We start from the raw sequence: 18,141 nt of genomic DNA, 5'->3' as shown, positions 1-18,141 counted from the left end.
TGGAGCCATGGACACCAACGAACGCGAACACGTGATAGAGGTCACCGACCTGCGGCGTGTGTACGGGGGCGGGTTCGAGGCCGTGCGCGGGATCACGTTCCACGTGGACCGCGCGGAGGTCTTCGCGCTGCTGGGCACCAACGGCGCGGGCAAGACGTCGACGGTGGAGCTGCTGGAGGGACTGGCACCGCCGACCGGGGGCCGGGTGCGGGTACTCGGGCACGATCCGCACGGCGAGCGGGCCGTCGTACGGCCGCGCACCGGAGTGATGCTGCAGGAAGGCGGATTCCCGTCCGAGCTGACCGTCGCCGAGACCGCGCGGATGTGGGCGGGATGCGTCAGCGCAGCGCGCCCGGTCCGGGAGGCGCTGGCGCTGGTCGGCCTGGAGCGCCGGGCGGACGTACGGGTGAAGCAGCTGTCCGGGGGTGAACGACGGCGCCTGGACCTGGCCCTGGCACTGCTCGGCGAACCCGAGGTGCTGTTCCTGGACGAGCCGACGACCGGGCTGGACGCCGAAGGGCGCCGGGACACCTGGGAGTTGGTGCGGGCGCTGCGCGACGCCGGGACGACCGTGCTGCTCACCACGCACTACCTGGAGGAGGCCGAAATCCTGGCCGACCGGCTCGCGATCCTGCACGAGGGGCGCATCGCGGCCGCCGGGACCCCGGCCGAGGTGACCGCGTCCCAGCCGTCCCGGATCTCCTTCGAACTGCCCGAGGGCTACTTCGTCGGGGACCTGCCACCGCTCGCCGGACTCGGGGTCCTCACGCACGAGGTACGGGGCCGGCTCGTCCGGCTGCGCACCCGGGAGCTCCAGCGGACGGCGACGGAACTGCTGCTGTGGGCCCGCCGGGCCGGGGTGGAACTGCGCGGTCTCGACGCGCGATCGGCCTCCCTGGAGGAGGCGTTCCTGGGCATCGCGCGGGAGGCGTCCGCGCCGCAGCCGAAGGCGCACACGGCATGAGCGGCACCCCTGGAGGCGTACCCGGCATGAGCGGCACCCCGGCCGAAGGCGCACACGGCATGAGCGGCACCCCTGGAGGCGTACCCGGCATGAGCGGCACCCCTGGAGGCGTACCCGGCATGGGCGGCATCCCTGGAGGCGTACCCGGCATGGGCGGCATCCCGGCCGAAGGCCTACCCGGCATGAGCGGCACCCCCGGAGGCGGGCGTCGCGCGAGTGGGGTCCTTGCCGCACCGGCGGGCCGCATGGCCGCCCTCGCGCGGGCCGAGCTCACCCTGCTCGGGCGGAGCAGAAGTGCCATGGTGGCGGCCGTGTTCCTCCCGCTGGTCCTGCCGTTCAGCGTGCAGTCGGCGGTCGAGCAGATGAACCTCAAGAACGTCGGCCTCAGCGTCGGGCTGGTCGTGCTGCCCGCCGCAATCGGCTTCTCGCTGCTGTTCGCCGTGTACTCGACGCTGGTCGGCGTCTTCGTCTCCCGGCGCGAGCAGCTGGTCCTCAAGCGGCTGCGCACCGGCGAGTTGCGCGACACGGAGATCCTGGCCGGATCCGCTCTGCCGGCCGCCGTCACGGCGCTGGTCCAGTCCCTGCTGCTGGTGACGGCCTGCACGGCGCTGCTGCGGGTGCCCGCCCCCCGCGCGCCCCAACTGGCGGTGCTCGGACTGCTCCTGGGCCTGGTGCTGTGCGTGTGCCTCGCGGCCGTGACCGCCAGCTTCACCCGGACCACCGAGAGCGCGCAGGTCACCACGGGCCCGCTGATCCTGCTCACGATGATCGGCTCCGGGCTGGCCGTCCCCCTGGAGCTGCTGCCCGACCGCCTGGCGAACATGTGCCGAGTGCTGCCGCTGACCCCGGTGATCACCCTGGTGCGCGGCGGCTGGACCGGGCAGCTGTCGGGCGGCCAGGCACTGGGTGCCGTGGTGTCCGCGCTGGCCTGGACCGTTGCGTCGGTGTTTGCTGTACGGCGGTGGTTCCGTTGGGAACCACGGCGCTGAGGGACGGGGAGCCGGGGGGCACGCAGTGATCGGACGCATACGGGACTGGCAGCGCCGCACCTGGCACGAGCGCAGCAAGGCCGCCCGCGTGGAACTGCAGAGCGTCGTCATGTGGCACTGCACGCTGTGGCTGTTCTCGCTGTCCTGGCTGCTGCTGCCGCTGGTCGCCGGGCTCCCCGACGGGGTGCCCGCGCGGATCCTGGCCGGGCTGCTCCTGCTGGGCAACGCCCTGCAGTGCGTGGCGGCCAGCCGGCTGGTCAGGCCCGTCCTCGACCACTACCTCGGCCGCGCCGAACTGCCCCGCGGCACGTTGCGGGTGCCGGCCCTCCTGCTGGTCGTGCAGCTGGCGCTGATCGTGGTTCTGCAGGCCGGCCGGCCGACCGACCCGGCGACCGGCCGGATGGTGCTCGGCGCCGTCCTGCTGTCCTTCGGCCTGCCCTACGGGCTGGTGGTGCCGGTCCGGGTGTTCATCCGCCGGTCCGCCGTCCTCGCCGCCGTCCTCATGGCCGTCTACGGACTCGCCCGCGCGGACGGCATGGAGGCGCTGCTCACCGGGCTCATGACTGCCTTCGGCACCGTGTTCTCGCTGCTCGCCTCGCGCTGCGGGGCCTGGACCCTGTCCGTGCTGTGGGAGGCGGAGCGGGCCCGGGAGATCGAGGCCCGGCTCGCCGTGGCCGAGGAGCGACTGCGGTTCGGGCGGGACCTGCACGACGTGATGGGGCGCAACCTCGCGGTGATAGCGCTGAAGGCCGAGCTCGCCGTGCAGTTGGCACAACGGGGCCGTCCCGAGGCCGTGGCGCAGATGACCGAGGTGCAGCGGCTGGCGCAGGAGTCGCAGCGCGAGGTGCGCGCGGTGGTGCGCGGCTACCGCGAGGCCGACCTGGCCGCGGAACTCGCCGGAGCCCAGGGCGTGCTGGCGGCCGCCGGCATCGACTGCACGGTCACGGGCTCGGCCACCGGGCTGCCCGCCCCGGTGCAGTCCGCGCTCGGCTGGGTGGTCCGGGAGGCCGCCACGAACGTCCTGCGCCACGGGGACGCCCGGCACTGCACGGTGGCCCTGCGCGTGGCGGACGGCCGGGCCGAGCTGTCGGTGGAGAACGACGGGGTGCCGGACGCCCGCCCCGGGTCCGGGTCCGGGTCCGGGCTCGCGGGACTGCGCGAGCGGCTGTCGCAGCTCGACGGCACCCTGCGGGCCGGCCCCTCAGGACCGGGCCGCTTCCGGCTCGCCGCAGAGGTCCCGCTGCCACCGACCGCCGCGCCCGCCCTTCCCCGTCCTGCGAGCGGGACTCGTCCACCGAGCGGGCCCCATCCCTTGAGCGAGGTCACCCCATGACGGCGTCCCCCCGGCCGGTGCGGCTGCTGCTGGCCGACGACGAGCACCTCATCCGCGGCGCGCTCGCCGCGCTGCTCGCCCTGGAGGAGGACCTTCTGGTCGTCGCCGAGGCGGCCAGCGGACCGGAGGCGCTGGCCATGGCCAGGGCGCACGCGCCCGACGTGGCCGTACTGGATCTTCAGATGCCGGGCGCGGACGGTGTGAAGGTCGCCACATCCCTGCGCACCGAGCTGCCCGGCTGCCAGGTACTGATCGTCACCAGTCACGGGCTGCCCGGACATCTGAAGCGGGCGCTTGCGGCGGGTGTGCGGGGGTTCGTACCGAAGACCGTCAGCGCTCAGCGGCTGGCCGAGATCATCCGTACGGTGCACGCCGGAAACCGTTACGTCGATCCGGAGTTGGCCGCCGACGCGATCTCCGCCGGCGACTCCCCGCTGACCGCGCGGGAGGCAGAGGTGCTGGAGCTCGCCGCCGACGGGGCGCCGGTCGCGGAGATCGCGGAGCGGGCCGCGCTGTCGCCGGGGACCGTACGGAACTACCTGTCGTCGGAGGTGACCAAGCTCGGTGCGGAGAACCGTCATGCCGCCGTACGGCTCGCACGCGAGCGAGGTTGGGTATAGTTGCTCTCGCGCCACGGCGCAACGCGGACGTAGCTCAGTTGGTAGAGCGCAACCTTGCCAAGGTTGAGGTCGCGAGTTCGAGCCTCGTCGTCCGCTCAGGAACAGGACCCCGGTCATTGCGACCGGGGTCTTTTTCATGGCCTACGACCAGCGCGTTCCCGTCAGCCGCTCGTACGCCTCCAGGTACTTCGCCCGGGTCGCCTCCACGACCTGCTGCGGCAGCGCCGGCGGGGGCTGCTCGCTCCTGCGGTCCCAGCCGGACTCGGGCGAGGTCAGCCAGTCGCGCACGAACTGCTTGTCGTACGACGGCTGCGCGCGCCCCGGCTGCCACTGGTCGGCGGGCCAGAAGCGGGACGAGTCCGGGGTGAGCACCTCGTCCGCGAGGACGAGGGTGTCGCCGTCGAAGCCGAACTCGAACTTGGTGTCGGCCAGGATGATCCCGCGGTCCCGGGCGATGTCCCGGGCGCGGCCGTAGACGGCGAGGGTGACCTGGCGCAGCCCGGCCGCGGTGTCGGCGCCGACCTGGCGGGCCACCTCCTCGTAGGAGACGTTCTCGTCGTGCTCGCCGACCTCCGCCTTCGTGGCCGGAGTGAAGATCGGGGCGGGCAGCTCGGAGCCGTCCACGAGACCCTCGGGGAGGGCGAGCCCGCAGACCGTGCGGGACTCCTGGTACTCGGCCAGGCCCGAGCCCGTGAGGTAGCCGCGGGCCACGCACTCCACGGGGACCATCCGCAGGGACTTGCAGACCAGGGTGCGGCCCGCCCAGTCGGCGGGGGCGCCCTCGGGCAGCTCCGTGCTCAGCACGTGGTTGGGGACCAGGTCGGCGAGCCGGTCGAACCACCACAGAGAGAGCTGCGTGAGCACGCGGCCCTTGTCGGGGATCTCGGTGGGCAGCACCCAGTCGTAGGCGGACATGCGGTCGCTGGCGACCATCACGAGGTCGCCCGCCTCGTTCTGGTACAGCTCGCGCACCTTTCCGGTGTGCAGATGCACCAGACCCGGAACCTGGATCGGCTCGGGCTTTTCGACGAATCCGGACACGGTTCCTCCCCGTGGTTCTGTCCAAGTGGCTCGATTCTCCCGTATGGGAGGGACCGGACCTGGGTCGGGGTGCGTGGGAACGGACGCGGCCCACGTCGGGTACGTGCCGTCAGTCGTGTTTGCAGATGCGGTCCAGGAGGTTGGCGGTGGCCCGCTGGATCCGCGTGTCGACGTGGCCGGGGCGGTCCAGGGCGGGCGACCAGGCAAACGTTCCGGCAGCGAAGACCAGGGCCCCCGAGGGGGCGCGGTACAGCGACGTCTCCTGGTGGCGGGAAGCGCCGTCGCCGTCGGTGTACGGGGAGTGCGCGAGCAGGATGCGGTCCTGGTGCTCGGGCAGCGGGGTGCGCGGGAAGTAGCGGTCGGCCTCGCCCGCGACCATGCCCTCGATCTCGTCGCCCTCGCCCGCTCCGGTGGCCTCCCACAGCCAGTGGTCGGCGTTGCGGACGATCAGCGGGTGCGGTTCGGGGACCCGGCCCGCGTACTGGATGCCGACCAGCTGCTGCTCGGGGCGGTCGATCTCCCGCCACAGCACCGGCCGCCCCGGGCCCTTGCGCTTGCGGCAGGTCAGCAGGCGGTCGGGCACGCCGGACGGAGAGGGGCCCAGCTCCACCTGCCAGTACATGGTGTTCGCGGAGAGGAAGACCAGGGACGTGCCGTGCTCCCGGGCCAGTTCGACGGTGCGGCGCATGCTGACCGACCAGTACTCGTCGTGGCCGGGGAAGACCAGGCCGCGGTAGCGAGTGGGGTCGACCCGGCCGGCGTGCAGGTCACGGGCGTCGGCGTAGGCCAGGTCGTAGCCGTAGCGCTCGGCCCAGCGGATGAAGTCGTAGGCGTGGCCGACGTGCAGGGGCAGGCCCGCGCCCGCGTACGGCCGGTCGAAGGAGACGGTGGTCGCGGCGTCGGCCTCGCCGAGCAGGCGGCCCTTCTCGTCCCAGGCGTGGTAGAGGCTGGCGCCGGTGCGGCCGTCCTCCGGGTAGAGGTTGTAGGCCTGCCAGGTGATGTCCGGCAGGAGCAGCAGCAGGTCCGCCGGGTGGTTGTCGCGGACGGTGAACGGGATGTGCGAGCGGTAGCCGTCCGCCGTGGTCAGGACGGCGACGTACGCGCCGATACTCCAGTACGACGGGACCTGCAGCCGCCAGGACAGCCACCAGTGGTGGCAGGAGACCGTGCGGTCGGCGGCCAGCGGCGGGGGCTGCACGATGCCCGACAGGCGAGGGCTGGTGGTGATCTTCGCGGCGCCGTCGCCGCCGTAGTGGCCGATGCGGTAGACGTCGACGCTGAACTGCTGCGGCGGGTCGACGGTGACGTGGAAGTCGATGGCCTCGCCGGGCGCGACGGCGCCGGTGGAGGTGAAGCCCTTGATCTGGCGGTGGACGTCGTCGGCCGAGCGGGGCCCGCCGGAGGCGCGGGGGGCAGGGACGCGGGGGGCGCCGGGCGCCGGGCGGGGGGCCGGGTCGACGTACCAGGGGACGACGTGACCGGTGTCGTCGAAGTACGTCTCGCTGCCGCGCAGCCAGGGGACCGGGCCCTGGCCGAAGGGGTCCGTCACGGCGTGCGCGAGTGCTCCCGACTCCCAGCGGCGGATCTGCTCCGATCCCATGGCCGTTCCCCTCCCTCGTGCCCCCGTGGTCCGCGGTGTGCCTCTGTGCGTCTTCTGTGTGTGTCTCTTTTGTAGGTCTGTCGTATGTCGCGCGCGCTTGCCATGTGCGCGATCGATCCCAGCACATCACATAACGCACGCATGCTGTCACTATTCGTTGCGAATTGGCCGAAAGTGGAAGCGGGTAATCCGGTACATCGGGTACGGGACGGCATCCGGGGACGGACGGACCGGGACGGGTCGGGTGGGTCCGGGGCGGGATACGGTCGCTCATCCCAGCCGCACGGGCTTCTCCGGGCGTATGCCCAACTCGACCAGCCAGGCCCGGAGGGGCGCCGGGTCGCTGTCCTCGACCAGGGCGAGAACCTTCGGGGTGAGGTCGGCCGCCCGCTCGCCGTTGACCAGGAGGGACGGGCCGTCGAGCCAGTCGAGGCCGGGTGTCGCGCCGGCGGTGTCCATCGCGGCGCAGCACACCATCGCCGTGACGTGGTCGGCGAGGAGCTCGCGGCCGGTGCGCGGGGGCTGGAGGGGGAACAGCGGCAGCGAGCCGTCGTCCCACAGGACGGTGGCGGACACCTGGCCGACGGCTTGCGTCGCCGTCCTCCAGCCCGGCGGTACGGCCGCCTCCTCACGCGCGAGCTCGGCACTGAGACCCGCCGCGAGCGCCGCACTCCGCTCGTTGTCGAGCTCGGCCTCGTCCTCCGCACCGCTCCCGTCACCGATCCCCTCCCCGCTCTCACGCCTCTCGAAGACCGGCTCGGGACGGTGAGCGTCGATCGCTGCGGGCCGGGCTGGGGCGCCGGGGCCGGCCGGCGGCTCGCAGTGACGGCCCTGGGCCGGCTCGGTGCCGCCGGGGCCGGCCGGTGTCCCGGGGACCGGAGTGTCCGTCGCGGCCGGTGGGGCCGAGAGGTGGTCCAGGACCCGGGCCAGGGTCGCGCCGTGCGGGTCGGGAGCCGGCGGGTCGGGGGAGCGGCGGACGCCCAGGGCGTCCAGGACCCGGTGCAGGCGGGCCGCGTCCGTACGCCACTTGCGGTCGACGACCTCGTCCGGGTACTCCTGCCAGTCCACCGGGGACCAGTCCGGGCCCCGCCCGGCCGGGCCGCCGTGGAAGAGCCGGGCGGCCAGCAGCGAGGCGGCCTCGTCCACCGCGCCGGGCTCTTCGAGCAGGTCGCAGGCGGGCCGCTCGCCGAGCCGGGAGGCGAATCCCTCGGCCAGCCGGTCCCGGCGGGACAGCTCGGTCAGGGCCGCCACGACACCCGCGTCCAGCCGGGACGGCCAGCGGCCCATCCGCCAGGCCGGGAGCGCGACTCGGGTCAGCAGCCGGTCCCAGCCCGCGTACGCCAGGCCGACCTGCTCCTGGGCGACGATCCGGAGGCCGTAGTCCACAGCCTGTGCACGCTCGGCCGCCGCGGCCGCCACTCCCCGCTCCATCTCGACCGCGTGCTCCCGGCAGCTGCGCAGCAGCAGACGGGCCACCCAGCCGAGACCCGCGCGCACCGAGCCGGACAGGGAGCGGCGGGCGGATGTCGCGGTCACGGCCACGGCCGCGTCCAGGCCCCGGACGAAACGGCGGGCGGCCGCTATGTCCGGGTGCGCCGACGGTCCCGTACCGGCGACGACCGGGGCGAGCACCGCCCGCAGCTCGCCGACGCGCATCCACCACAGGAACGGGGAACCGATGACCAGGACGGGAGCGGCGGTGCGGCGAGGCCGGGCCGGGGACAGGCCGGGTACGCCGTCCGGGGTGTCGTGGTCGTCCCGCGCGGGCGGGCCGTGGGCGGGGTGGGTGCGGTCCTCCAGCCAGCTGTCGCAGTCCGGGGTGAGCGCTATGGCGGACGGGGCCGGGACCTCGAGGCGGTCGGCGAGATCGCGCACCAGGCGGTACAGGTCCGGAGCGGATTCCTCGGGTACCGGCACCGTCGGGCTCACCGCGGGGCGGGCCCGCGCGACGACCAGCCCGATGACGGTGGCGACCAGCACCACGACGACGGCCACGGCGCCCACGACCCAGCGGGCGAGGTCCCAGCCGCCGCCCACCAGATGCCCGGTGGAGCCGCCGGCGAGGAGGATCACGGCGACGGCAGCGGGCAGCACGGCCACGGCCACCGCCCTGCTGCGGATGCGCAGCACGGCCAGGGCCCGGGAGCGCGCGGCCTGCGCGCCGATCTCCACGCCCATACCGGTCACGACCGGACGTCACCCCTCCCGACTGTCCTGGTGTTGCTCACTCCCCCACTGTGGCACCCGTCAGTGACATCGCAATGCCGGTGGGCCAAGTGCCGGAACGCTTGCGCCGCACCCTAGTTGGGGCTCCGCCCCACGTCAGCCGGATACGGCATTGGTCACTCGATGGAATGGCTTTGGTCAGAGGTGATCGACGGACAGCAAAGATCAGGCCCCGGATCGCCTCCGGGGCCTGTGACCTGCGAGATGGCCGGTGCCGGTGGAACCAGTGGGTCCGGCAAGCGGGTGACCGGCGCTGCTTTCCGGCCCGCGCGCTCGGGGATCAGGCCCCCGCTGTCCGCGCCGCCGCCTTCGCCGCAATGTCCGTGCGGTGCTGGGAGCCGTCGAGGCGAATGCGCTGCACTGCGGTGTAGGCCCGTTCGCGGGCCTCGGTCAGGTTCTTGCCCGTGGCCGTGACGGACAGCACCCGGCCCCCAGCGCTCAGCACCTCGTCGCCCTCGCGCCTGGTTCCGGCGTGCAGGACGTAGGCGTGCGGGGCGTCCTCGGCGGTCACCTCGTCCAGACCGGTGATCGGGTCACCGGTGCGCGGGGTGCCGGGGTAGTTGTGCGAGGCGACGACCACGGTGACGGCCGCCTCGTCGCTCCAGCGCAGGGGCGCCAGGTCGGCGAGGTTGCCGGTGGCCGCGGCCATCAGGACCCCGGCCAGCGGGGTCCGCAGCCGGGCCAGGACCACCTGGGTCTCGGGGTCGCCGAAGCGGGCGTTGAACTCGATCACGCGGACGCCCCGGCCGGTGATCGCCAGACCGGCGTAGAGCAGACCCGAGAACGGCGTGCCCCGGCGGCGCATCTCGTCCACGGTCGGCTGCAGCACGGTCCGCAGGACCTCGTCCACCAGATCCGGGGCGGCCCAGGGCAGCGGGGAGTAGGCGCCCATGCCCCCGGTGTTCGGGCCCTCGTCGCCGTCCAGGGCCCGCTTGAAGTCCTGGGCGGGCTGCAGCGGCAGCACCGTCGTGCCGTCGGTGACGGCGAAGAGGGACACCTCGGGGCCGTCGAGGTACTCCTCGACCACCACCCGCTCGCAGGCCGCCGCGTGCGCCCTGGCCGCCTCGACGTCACCGGTGACGACGACGCCCTTGCCCGCGGCCAGCCCGTCGTCCTTGACGACGTACGGGGCCCCGAAGGCGTCGAGGGCCTCGGCCACCTCCTCCTCGGTCGTACAGACGTACGACCGCGCGGTGGGCACGCCGGCGGCGGCCATCACGTCCTTGGCGAAGGCCTTGGAGCCCTCGATCCGGGCGGCCTCCCCGGAGGGGCCGAAGACCGGGATGCCCGCCTCGCGCACGGCGTCGGCGACTCCGGCGACCAGCGGCGCCTCCGGGCCGACCACCACGAGGGCGGCGCCGAGCTCCGTGGCCAGCGCGGACACCGCCGCGCCGTCGAGGGCGTCCACCTGATGCAGCTCGGCGACCTCGGCGATGCCGGCATTGCCGGGGGCGCAGTGCAGCGCGGTGACGTCGGGGTCGAGGGACAGGGAACGGCACAGGGCATGCTCGCGGGCGCCGCTACCGATGACGAGGACCTTCACGGGGTCAGCCTAACGGGAGGAGGCCGACGGGGATTGTGCGGGCTTCCGAACAGCGGGGGGCGGGGTGTTCGTGGGTTCCTCCGAAAGCGCGGCGGTGCCTCTCCGACTCCGGCTGTGGTTCCGAAAGCACGATCGGTTCCCCCGAAAGCCCGACCCGCTGGTGTGGGCGCGCCCGGGGTGCAACGCAGCCGCCCCCACCCCCGGCTGCGGCCCGTTGAAGGCGCCCCCGCAGGTGTGGATACGCCTACTCCGTCGAGTACTCCTCGACCACCGTCGCGCCCAGCTCCCGCACGATGAGTTCGTGCCCGGAGAGGGCCGACTCGTCGAGGTCGGGGTCGTCGTCCTCGGGAATGTCGTCCTCGGGGGCGACCGGTGTCGGCTCGGGTGCGGTGCGCCGGGGTGCCGTGGTCGACGCGGGGGGCGCCGCGGCCGCCGGACGGCCCTGGGGTGGGGCGGACGCCGCCGTGGCCGTGGGCTGCGCAGCCGCCGTGCGCTGCCCGGCCGTGGCGCCGCCGCCCCCGCCGAAGCCGCCGCCCGCACCGTATCCACCGCCGCCGGGGCCCGCGCCACCACCGGATGCGGGGCCCGCGCCCGAGCCGTACCCGCCGGTGGCAGTGGCCGGTGCGGCACCGCCGCCCGCCGGGTCGACGAGCGCCTCGATCTTCCACTGGACGCCGAACTGCTCGGACAGCGCCTGCCGCAGCACGTCCTCGCTGCCGCTGCTCGCGAAGTTGTCACGCGCGCCGGCGTTGACGAAGCCGAGTTGCAGGGTGGTGCCGTCGAAGCCGGTCACCTGGGCGTTCTGGCTGAGCAGGATCCAGGTGAAGCGTCGGCGGTTCTTCACCGCTTCGAGGATGTTCGGCCACAGGGTGCGCGGGTCGAGCCCGCCGCCCACGGGGGCCTGTGCCGCGGGCGCGGTGGCGGACGGCACGCCGGGAGAGGCGGGCGGGGTTGCCGCAGCCGACGGCCGTGCGGGTGCCGACGCGGCCGCCGCGACCGGAGCCCGGCCGCCGCCCGGCGCCGCCGCGGTGGGCCAGCCGCCGGGCCGCCGGCCACCGCCCGCGGCGGCCGCGGTGGGCCAGGCGCCGGGGGCGGCCGGTGGGGCGGCGGACGGCGCCTCGGGCGCGACGGCAGCGGAGGAGGGCGCAGAGGCCGCGGCGGGGGCCGACGGCTCCTGGAAGCGGTCGTCCCCGACGAGGCCGGAAGGGCCGGAAGGGCCGGAACTGGCGGGGCCGACAGGACTGGCGGGGCCGACAGGACTGGCGGGGCCGACAGGACTGGCGGGGCTGGAAGGGCCTGCGGGGTCCGGGGCAGCGCCGTGACCCGCGGGGCCCGAGGCGGCCCCAGGAGCGACGGCACCGGCGCCGGGATCCCCCGGCACACCGGCCGGAGCGGGCCCGCCCTGGGCGCCCGGCGTTCCCGAAGCCCGTACCGCGGCCCGGGCCGCGGCGGGCCCACCGCCCGGCGGCACCGCCGCGACCGGCGCCGCCGCGCCACTCCCGGCGACCTGTCCGGCGTGTGCCTGGGGCCCGGGCACGTACCCCATGGCGGGCGCACCGGCGCCCGTGGCGAAGTTCACTCCGCGCTCCAGCCGGTCGAGGCGGGCCATCACGGACCGCTCGTCGCCGTAGGTGGCCGGCAGCATCACGCGGGCGCAGATCAGCTCCAGCTGGAGGCGGGGCGAGGTGGCGCCACGCATCTCGGTGAGCCCCTCGTTGACCAGGTCGGCGGCGCGGCTCAGCTCGGCGGCGCCGAAGGAGCGTGCCTGGGCCTGCATCCGCTCCACGACGTCGGCGGGGGCGTCGAGGAGTCCCTTGTCCGCCGCGTCCGGCACGGCGGACAGGATCACCAGGTCCCGCAGCCGCTCCAGCAGGTCGGCGACGAAGCGGCGAGGATCGTTGCCGCCCTCGATGACACGGTCGACGACCTCGAAGGCCGCGGCCCCGTCCCCGGAGGCGAAGGCCTCGACGACGGAGTCGAGCAGCGAGCCGTCGGTGTAGCCGAGCAGGGAGGTGGCCATGGCATAGGTCACACCCTCGTCCCCGGCACCGGCCAGCAGCTGGTCCATGACGGACATGGAGTCACGCACGGACCCGGCACCGGCCCGCACGACGAGCGGCAGGACGCCGTCCTCGACCGGGATCCGCTCCTTCTGACAAACCTCGGCGAGGTAGTCCCGGAGCGTGCCCGGCGTCACCAGTCGGAACGGGTAGTGATGGGTACGGGACCGGATGGTCCCGATCACCTTCTCGGGCTCGGTGGTCGCGAAGATGAACTTCAGGTGCTCCGGCGGCTCCTCGACGACCTTGAGCAGCGCGTTGAAGCCGGCCGACGTGACCATGTGGGCCTCGTCGATGATGTAGATCTTGTAGCGGCTGCCGGCAGGCCCGAAGAAGGCCTTCTCCCGCAGCTCACGGGCGTCGTCGACACCACCGTGCGACGCCGCGTCGATCTCGATGACGTCGATGGACCCCGGACCGTTGCGCGCGAGGTCGCGGCACGACTGGCACTCACCGCAGGGGGTGGGCGTCGGGCCCTGCTCGCAGTTCAGGCAGCGGGCGAGAATCCGGGCGCTGGTCGTCTTGCCGCACCCTCGCGGACCGCTGAACAGGTACGCGTGATTGACCCGGTTGTTCCGCAGCGCCTGCTGCAGCGGGTCGGTGACATGCTCCTGCCCGATGACCTCGGCGAAGGACTCCGGGCGGTAGCGGCGGTACAGCGCGAGAGACGACACGCTTACGAGGTTATAGGCGCCCACCGACAACGGGGCCGGCCCGTGGAACGCAAGCGCCCCTCACGCACCCGCCAGAGCCAACCTACCCTTGCTGCCTTCCGGCCCTGGGGGAGTTCAGTCAGATAGCGCCGCGTGAGGGGCTGCGCAAAGAGTACCCGATGGCGGCAGCCGGGAACGAGTTCGCGAGCACTCCTCTCGGTCATGTAATGTTTCCGGCGGAGGATTCGCCTAGAGGCCTAGGGCGCACGCTTGGAAAGCGTGTTGGGGGCAACCCCTCACGAGTTCGAATCTCGTATCCTCCGCAGCCGCCTGAACAGGCGAATCGAAGACCCCGGACCGTGTGACGGCCGGGGTCTTCGGCATGCCGTGGGTCTCAGTTTTTCCATGACCGGCTCCATGACCGGCTCTCAGTCCCCTCACCTCGCGAACTCAATCCGCGAACTCAGCTCCGGCCGGGGCCGTGGTCAGAGGGAGTGAAGCAGGGCGAGCGTCTGCTTGAGCTCGGCCCGGAGCGCGTGTCCGGCCCCCTCGGCGTCTCCCCGTACGACGGCGTCCACCAGTGCGGCGTGCCCCTCGTCGCCGTGATTCGGGTCTTCGGAGCGCAGGTTGAGAAGCTCGACCAGATCGAGCAGCCGACGTTGCAGCACGGGTACGAACTCGGTGAACAAGCCGGTGAGGACCGGGTTGTGCGCTGCGGCGACCACGGCCTCATGCAGGGCGATGTCGGCCGCGACGAACTCGGCGTCGCCGGCGTTCGCGGCGTCCCGGCGCCTGGCCAGGGCCCCCTGGAGGGCGGCGATGTCATCGTCGGTCCGGCGCTGCGCGGCCAGGTGGGCGGCTTGGACCTCGACGAGCATCCGGACCTCGTAGACATCGGTGACGGCCGCCCGGCGAAGGTGCGTGGACCAGTCCTCCTTCGGCCTGGTCGCGATGACGAAGACACCGGATCCCTGGCGCGCCTGCACCAGCCCGGCCCCGGCCAGTGCGCGCAGGGCCTCACGCACGGTCGAGCGGCCCACGCCGAGGGACTTGGCCAGGGCGGTCTCGCCTGGGAGTTTCGTCCCCACGGCCCACTCGCCGCCGGTGATCTGCTCGCGCAGGCGCTCGGTGGCCTGCTCGACCAGAGGTGACGGCCGCAAAGCGTCAAGTGGCATGGTCATCCCTTCCAAGGCCCCCGCTCCTCAGGTTGTCTGAGGACCTGAGCTATCGCTAGTGTACCGGCATGCTGCTGCACGAGCTTCTTCTCGGCTGCCGCTGCGGGGCCTGACACGACCGGCACCCCGCAGCGGGGTGCCGGGCTGCGCCGGTCATCGGATGGCCGACTGAAAGAAGTTCCGCACGATGGCTTCCTCCTTCCGGAACACACTGTTTCCCACCCTGCGCACTCCTTCCGGTGACGTCCCGGCGAATGCGCCACGCTGGAACCCCCAGCGCCCGAGCGCAATGCCGCATCACCGCTACCAGCCCGCGCACCAGCGGGTTGCCCTGCCTCTGACGGATCGGACCTGGCCCTCACGCCGGATCGAGCGGGCCCCCCTGTGGGTGCCGGTCGACCTGCGCGACGGCAACCAGGCGCTGGCCGAGCCGATGGACACGGAGCGCAAGCGCCGGATGTTCGACCTCCTGGTCACCATGGGGTTCAAGGAGATCGAGGTGGGCTACCCCTCCGCCAGTGGGACCGACTTCGACTTCGTACGCCACCTCGCCGAGAGCGGCATCGTCCCCGACGACGTGACCATCTCCGTGTTCACCGCGGCACGCCGGGACCTGATCGACCGGACCATCGCCTCCGTCGAAGGACTCCCCCGCACCCTCGTGCACCTCTACACCGCGACCGCGCCCACGTGGCGGGACGTCGTCCTGGGTCGCTCCCGCGCCGAAGTCCACGAGCTGATCCGGGACGCCGCCGCCCACCTGATGCACCGCGCCGAGGAACAGCGGGGTGCCGACATCCGGTTCGAGTTCTCCCCCGAGGTCTTCAACCTCACAGAGCCGGACTTCGTCCTGGAGGTGTGCAACAGCCTGACCGAGCTGTGGGGGGCGAGCCCGGACCGGCCGGTGATCCACAATCTGCCGGCGACGGTGGAGATCGCCACCCCCAACGTGTACGCGGACCAGATCGAGTACATGGACCGCCACCTCGCGCGTCGCGACTGCGTGATTCTGTCGGTCCACCCGCACAACGACCGCGGCACCGGCGTCGCCTGCGCCGAACTCGCCGTCCTGGCAGGCGCGCAGCGCGTGGAGGGCTGCCTGTTCGGCAACGGCGAGCGCACCGGGAACGTCGACCTGGTGACCCTGGCACTGAACCTGTACGCACAGGGCGTGAACCCCATGATCGACTTCTCCGACATCGACGCGGTGCGCGAGGTGGTGGAGTACTGCAACCGACTGCCGGTTCACCCCCGCCACCCCTACGTCGGCGACCTGGTGCACACGGCCTTCTCCGGCACCCACCAGGACGCCATCGCCAAGGGGATGGCCCACCACGCCGGGCGAGCCGCCGAGAAGGGCATCCCCGTCGCGACGGCCCCCTGGGCGGTTCCGTATCTCCCCATCGACCCGGGCGACATCGGCCGTACCTACGAGGAAGTCATCCGTATCAACTCCCAGTCCGGCAAGGGAGGCATCGCCCACCTCCTCCGCACCCACCACGGCCTTGACCTGCCTCAGGCGATGCGCCCGGACTTCTCCCGCACCGTGCAGCACGTCACCGACGCCACCGGTCAGGAGCTGTCCCACAAGGAGCTGTGGGAGCTCTTCCGCACCACCTACATCACCCCGGCTCTGGACGGCCGGGTCACCCTGGCTTCCTGGAACGCCACGGAACCCGCTCCCGGCGAGCACCAATTCGCCTGCACGCTGCACACCGACGGACAGGTCCGCTCCTGCCGGGGTACCGGAAACGGACCCCTGTCCGCCCTCGCCGATGCCCTCCGTACCGTCGGCATCACCGTCGACATCCTCGGCTACACCGAGCACTCCGCCACAAGCGGCCCGGGCAGCCCCGCCGTCGCCTACGCCGAATGCCGCGTGGACGACGTCACCTGCTGGGGTGCGGGCTGGGACACCTCCGTCCTGACCGCATCGGTCCACGCGGTCATGGCTGCCGTCAACCGCTCCGGGCGGGCCTCCTCATGAGCGCAACCCCGGTGCTCCGCGTGAAGGACGTGGAAGTCGTCCGCGACGGCAATTCGATCCTGCGCGAGGTGTCGCTGACCGTACGAGCCGGCGAGCACTGGGCGCTGCTCGGCGCCAACGGGGCAGGCAAGAGCACTCTGCTCGGTCTCCTCGGAGCGCTCGCCCACCCCACTCGCGGCACGGTCGAGGTGCTGGGCCATCGACTGGGACGGGTCGACATACGTCAGCTGCGCTCCCACGTCGGCCACGTCAACCCCCGGCACGAGCTGCGTTCACCCCTCAAGGTCCAGGACGTCGTACTGACCGGGCTGACCAACACCGTCGAGCGTGTTCCGCGCTGGAACCCGACGCCTGAGCAGCTCGCCACGGCCGACCGTCTCATCGGGCTGCTCGGCCTCAGCGATCGTCGCGGGGCACGGTGGCCGACCCTGTCCCAGGGCGAACGGGGCCGTGCGCTCATCGCCCGTGCGCTCATGCCGAGGCCGCGGCTTCTGCTGCTCGACGAGCCCGCCACCGGTCTGGACGTCGCCGGCCGTGAGCAGCTCATCGAGCGGATCGACACGCTGCAGCACACCTACGCGGATCTCGCATCCGTCCTGGTCACCCACCATCTGGAGGAACTTCCCCCAGGGACGACCCACGTGATGCTGCTGCGCGACGGGCACTGTCTGGTCTCCGGTCCCGCCGATGAGGTCCTGACCGGCGAGCAGGTCAGCAAGTGCTTCGACCATCCCGTCCGCCTCACCCGTGTCGACGGACGCTGGAGCGTGCGGACCGACCGCCCGGCCAGAGGGCACCTCGGCTGAGGAGTTGGCGCGGTGGTGCTCGCCGGTGCGCGCGCATCGGCGAGCACCACCGCGGCCGGCGATGGCGGGCTTGTCGCGTAACGACTTGACCAAGCTTCCCCGAAGCCGGGCTTCCCAGGTTGTTAGGCAAGGCTTACCTGTCTTACCTTCTGTGCGCTTCCCCAGCACGTCAGACCGGAGAGTCCCCATGTCCAGCGCGAACATCGCCCTGCTCGGCGCCGTCGCAGGTTTCACCATCTACCTCGGCCTCCCCCTCGGCCGCCTCCGCACCCCGACGCCTCGCCTCCGGGCCGGACTCAACGCCGTGGCCATCGGCATCCTGGTCTTCCTCGTGTGGGACGTGCTGACCCACGCCTGGGAGCCGGTCGACGAGGCGCTCGGCGAGCACCACTGGGGAACGGTTGCTTCCGGGGGCACCACGCTGGCCCTCGGCCTGACGATCGGGCTGGCCGGGCTCGTTCAGTACGACGGGTGGATCGCCCGTCGGCGGGCCGCCTCGCAAGCCGCCGGGCCCGGTGCCGCCGCCAGTACCGAACTGGCCCCGAAGACCCGGAGCCAGGCCGGGTCGCTGGCGTTGATGATCGCCACCGGGATCGGCCTGCACAACTTCGCCGAGGGGCTGGCCATCGGCAACTCCGCAGCCCGGGGCGAGCTCTCGCTCGCCGTCCTGCTGATCGTCGGATTCGGGCTGCACAACGCCACCGAGGGCTTCGGCATCGTCGCCCCCCTGGCCGCCGAGGGCGTGCGTCCGTCCTGGCCCACGCTGCTGCTGCTCGGCCTGATCGGCGGCGGACCCACCTTCCTCGGCACGATCGCCGGACAGCACCTGGTCAACGACACCCTGTCCATCGCCTTCCTCGGCCTTGCCGCCGGCTCGATCCTCTACGTGGTCATCGAGCTGCTGGCCGTGGCCCGCAGGGCCGGATTCAAGACGCTCACCACCTGGTGCATCCTGGCCGGCCTCCTGCTGGGCTTCGCCACGGACGCGGTGGTCACGGCCGCGGGCGCCTGAATCGAGCCCCGACCGCAGGGGGCGCCCCCCACGCGCTCGTGTGCCGGCGGTATGCGCAACAGGGCGCGCAGGGCCGTGTGGGGCGCCCCCCACGCGCTCGTGTGCCGGGCTCCCGCGTCAGCCCCGCGGGGC

General features: G+C 72.9%; 13 protein-coding genes, 2 tRNA genes and 1 other RNA gene. 9 read left to right on the top strand and 7 right to left on the bottom strand.

Annotation, left to right across the window (positions count from 1 at the left end):
• Positions 1-7 precede the first annotated feature (7 nt).
• The 5 genes from AB0A61_RS30195 to AB0A61_RS30175 all read left to right on the top strand — a co-directional run bounded on the left by AB0A61_RS30195 (position 8) and on the right by AB0A61_RS30175 (position 4,002).
• Entirely contained in the window at positions 8-964 is a 957-nt protein-coding gene (locus tag AB0A61_RS30195) for an ABC transporter ATP-binding protein (protein WP_361299104.1), read from the top strand.
• A 182-nt stretch (positions 965-1,146) separates the two neighbouring features.
• Positions 1,147-1,953: an ABC transporter permease gene (locus AB0A61_RS30190; RefSeq protein ID WP_361299250.1), complete on the top strand. Its 807-nt coding sequence runs from the start codon at positions 1,147-1,149 to the stop codon at positions 1,951-1,953.
• 25 nt (positions 1,954-1,978) lie between these two features.
• Entirely contained in the window at positions 1,979-3,286 is a 1,308-nt protein-coding gene (locus AB0A61_RS30185) for a histidine kinase (protein ID WP_361299101.1), read from the top strand.
• Positions 3,283-3,906: a response regulator transcription factor gene (locus tag AB0A61_RS30180; RefSeq protein WP_361299098.1), complete on the top strand. Its 624-nt coding sequence runs from the start codon at positions 3,283-3,285 to the stop codon at positions 3,904-3,906. The genes AB0A61_RS30185 and AB0A61_RS30180 overlap by 4 nt, the downstream gene beginning before the upstream one ends.
• Positions 3,907-3,929: 23 nt before the next feature.
• Positions 3,930-4,002: transfer RNA gene (locus tag AB0A61_RS30175), tRNA-Gly, on the top strand.
• A 45-nt stretch (positions 4,003-4,047) separates the two neighbouring features.
• Here the strand turns inward: AB0A61_RS30175 and AB0A61_RS30170 are convergent.
• The 6 genes from AB0A61_RS30170 to ffs form a co-directional block, all read right to left on the bottom strand.
• Positions 4,048-4,947 (bottom strand): phosphoribosylaminoimidazolesuccinocarboxamide synthase, encoded by a 900-nt coding sequence (locus tag AB0A61_RS30170; RefSeq protein ID WP_361299095.1) that lies wholly within the window; start codon positions 4,945-4,947, stop codon positions 4,048-4,050.
• Between the two features lie 109 nt (positions 4,948-5,056).
• On the bottom strand, positions 5,057-6,547 hold the full coding sequence (locus tag AB0A61_RS30165) for a N,N-dimethylformamidase beta subunit family domain-containing protein (RefSeq protein ID WP_361299092.1): 1,491 nt from the start codon (positions 6,545-6,547) through the stop codon (positions 5,057-5,059).
• Positions 6,548-6,817: 270 nt separating this feature from the next.
• Complete coding sequence (locus AB0A61_RS30160; protein ID WP_361299247.1) at positions 6,818-8,725, bottom strand: hypothetical protein; 1,908 nt, start codon at positions 8,723-8,725, stop codon at positions 6,818-6,820.
• Positions 8,726-9,053: 328 nt separating this feature from the next.
• The gene (gene purD / locus AB0A61_RS30155) at positions 9,054-10,316 is read right to left on the bottom strand and encodes a phosphoribosylamine--glycine ligase (RefSeq protein WP_361299089.1); all 1,263 of its coding nucleotides are present in this window, start codon (positions 10,314-10,316) and stop codon (positions 9,054-9,056) included.
• Positions 10,317-10,560: 244 nt separating this feature from the next.
• Positions 10,561-13,050, bottom strand: a complete 2,490-nt coding sequence (locus AB0A61_RS30150) for a DNA polymerase III subunit gamma and tau (RefSeq protein WP_361299086.1) — start codon at positions 13,048-13,050, stop codon at positions 10,561-10,563.
• A gap of 46 nt (positions 13,051-13,096) precedes the next feature.
• Positions 13,097-13,195: signal recognition particle sRNA small type (gene ffs / locus AB0A61_RS30145), an RNA gene on the bottom strand.
• Positions 13,196-13,267: 72 nt separating this feature from the next.
• Between ffs and AB0A61_RS30140 the strand changes: the two genes are divergently transcribed.
• A tRNA-Ser gene (locus tag AB0A61_RS30140) sits at positions 13,268-13,352 on the top strand.
• 162 nt (positions 13,353-13,514) lie between these two features.
• On the opposite strand, the gene AB0A61_RS30135 is transcribed toward AB0A61_RS30140, so the two are convergent.
• Positions 13,515-14,204: a FadR/GntR family transcriptional regulator gene (locus tag AB0A61_RS30135; RefSeq protein ID WP_361299084.1), complete on the bottom strand. Its 690-nt coding sequence runs from the start codon at positions 14,202-14,204 to the stop codon at positions 13,515-13,517.
• Between the two features lie 187 nt (positions 14,205-14,391).
• Between AB0A61_RS30135 and leuA the strand changes: the two genes are divergently transcribed.
• From leuA to AB0A61_RS30120, 3 genes are all read left to right on the top strand, one after another.
• The gene (gene leuA, locus AB0A61_RS30130; protein WP_361299081.1) at positions 14,392-16,191 is read left to right on the top strand and encodes a 2-isopropylmalate synthase; all 1,800 of its coding nucleotides are present in this window, start codon (positions 14,392-14,394) and stop codon (positions 16,189-16,191) included.
• Entirely contained in the window at positions 16,188-16,997 is an 810-nt protein-coding gene (locus tag AB0A61_RS30125; RefSeq protein ID WP_361299078.1) for an ATP-binding cassette domain-containing protein, read from the top strand. The genes leuA and AB0A61_RS30125 overlap by 4 nt, the downstream gene beginning before the upstream one ends.
• A gap of 187 nt (positions 16,998-17,184) precedes the next feature.
• Entirely contained in the window at positions 17,185-18,009 is an 825-nt protein-coding gene (locus tag AB0A61_RS30120) for a ZIP family metal transporter (RefSeq protein ID WP_361299075.1), read from the top strand.
• The last annotated feature ends 132 nt before the right edge of the window (positions 18,010-18,141 follow it).

This window comes from Streptomyces sp. NPDC046197, assembly GCF_040646295.1.
Lineage (GTDB): Bacteria > Actinomycetota > Actinomycetes > Streptomycetales > Streptomycetaceae > Streptomyces.
This window is presented reverse-complemented; position numbering and strand designations above follow the sequence as displayed.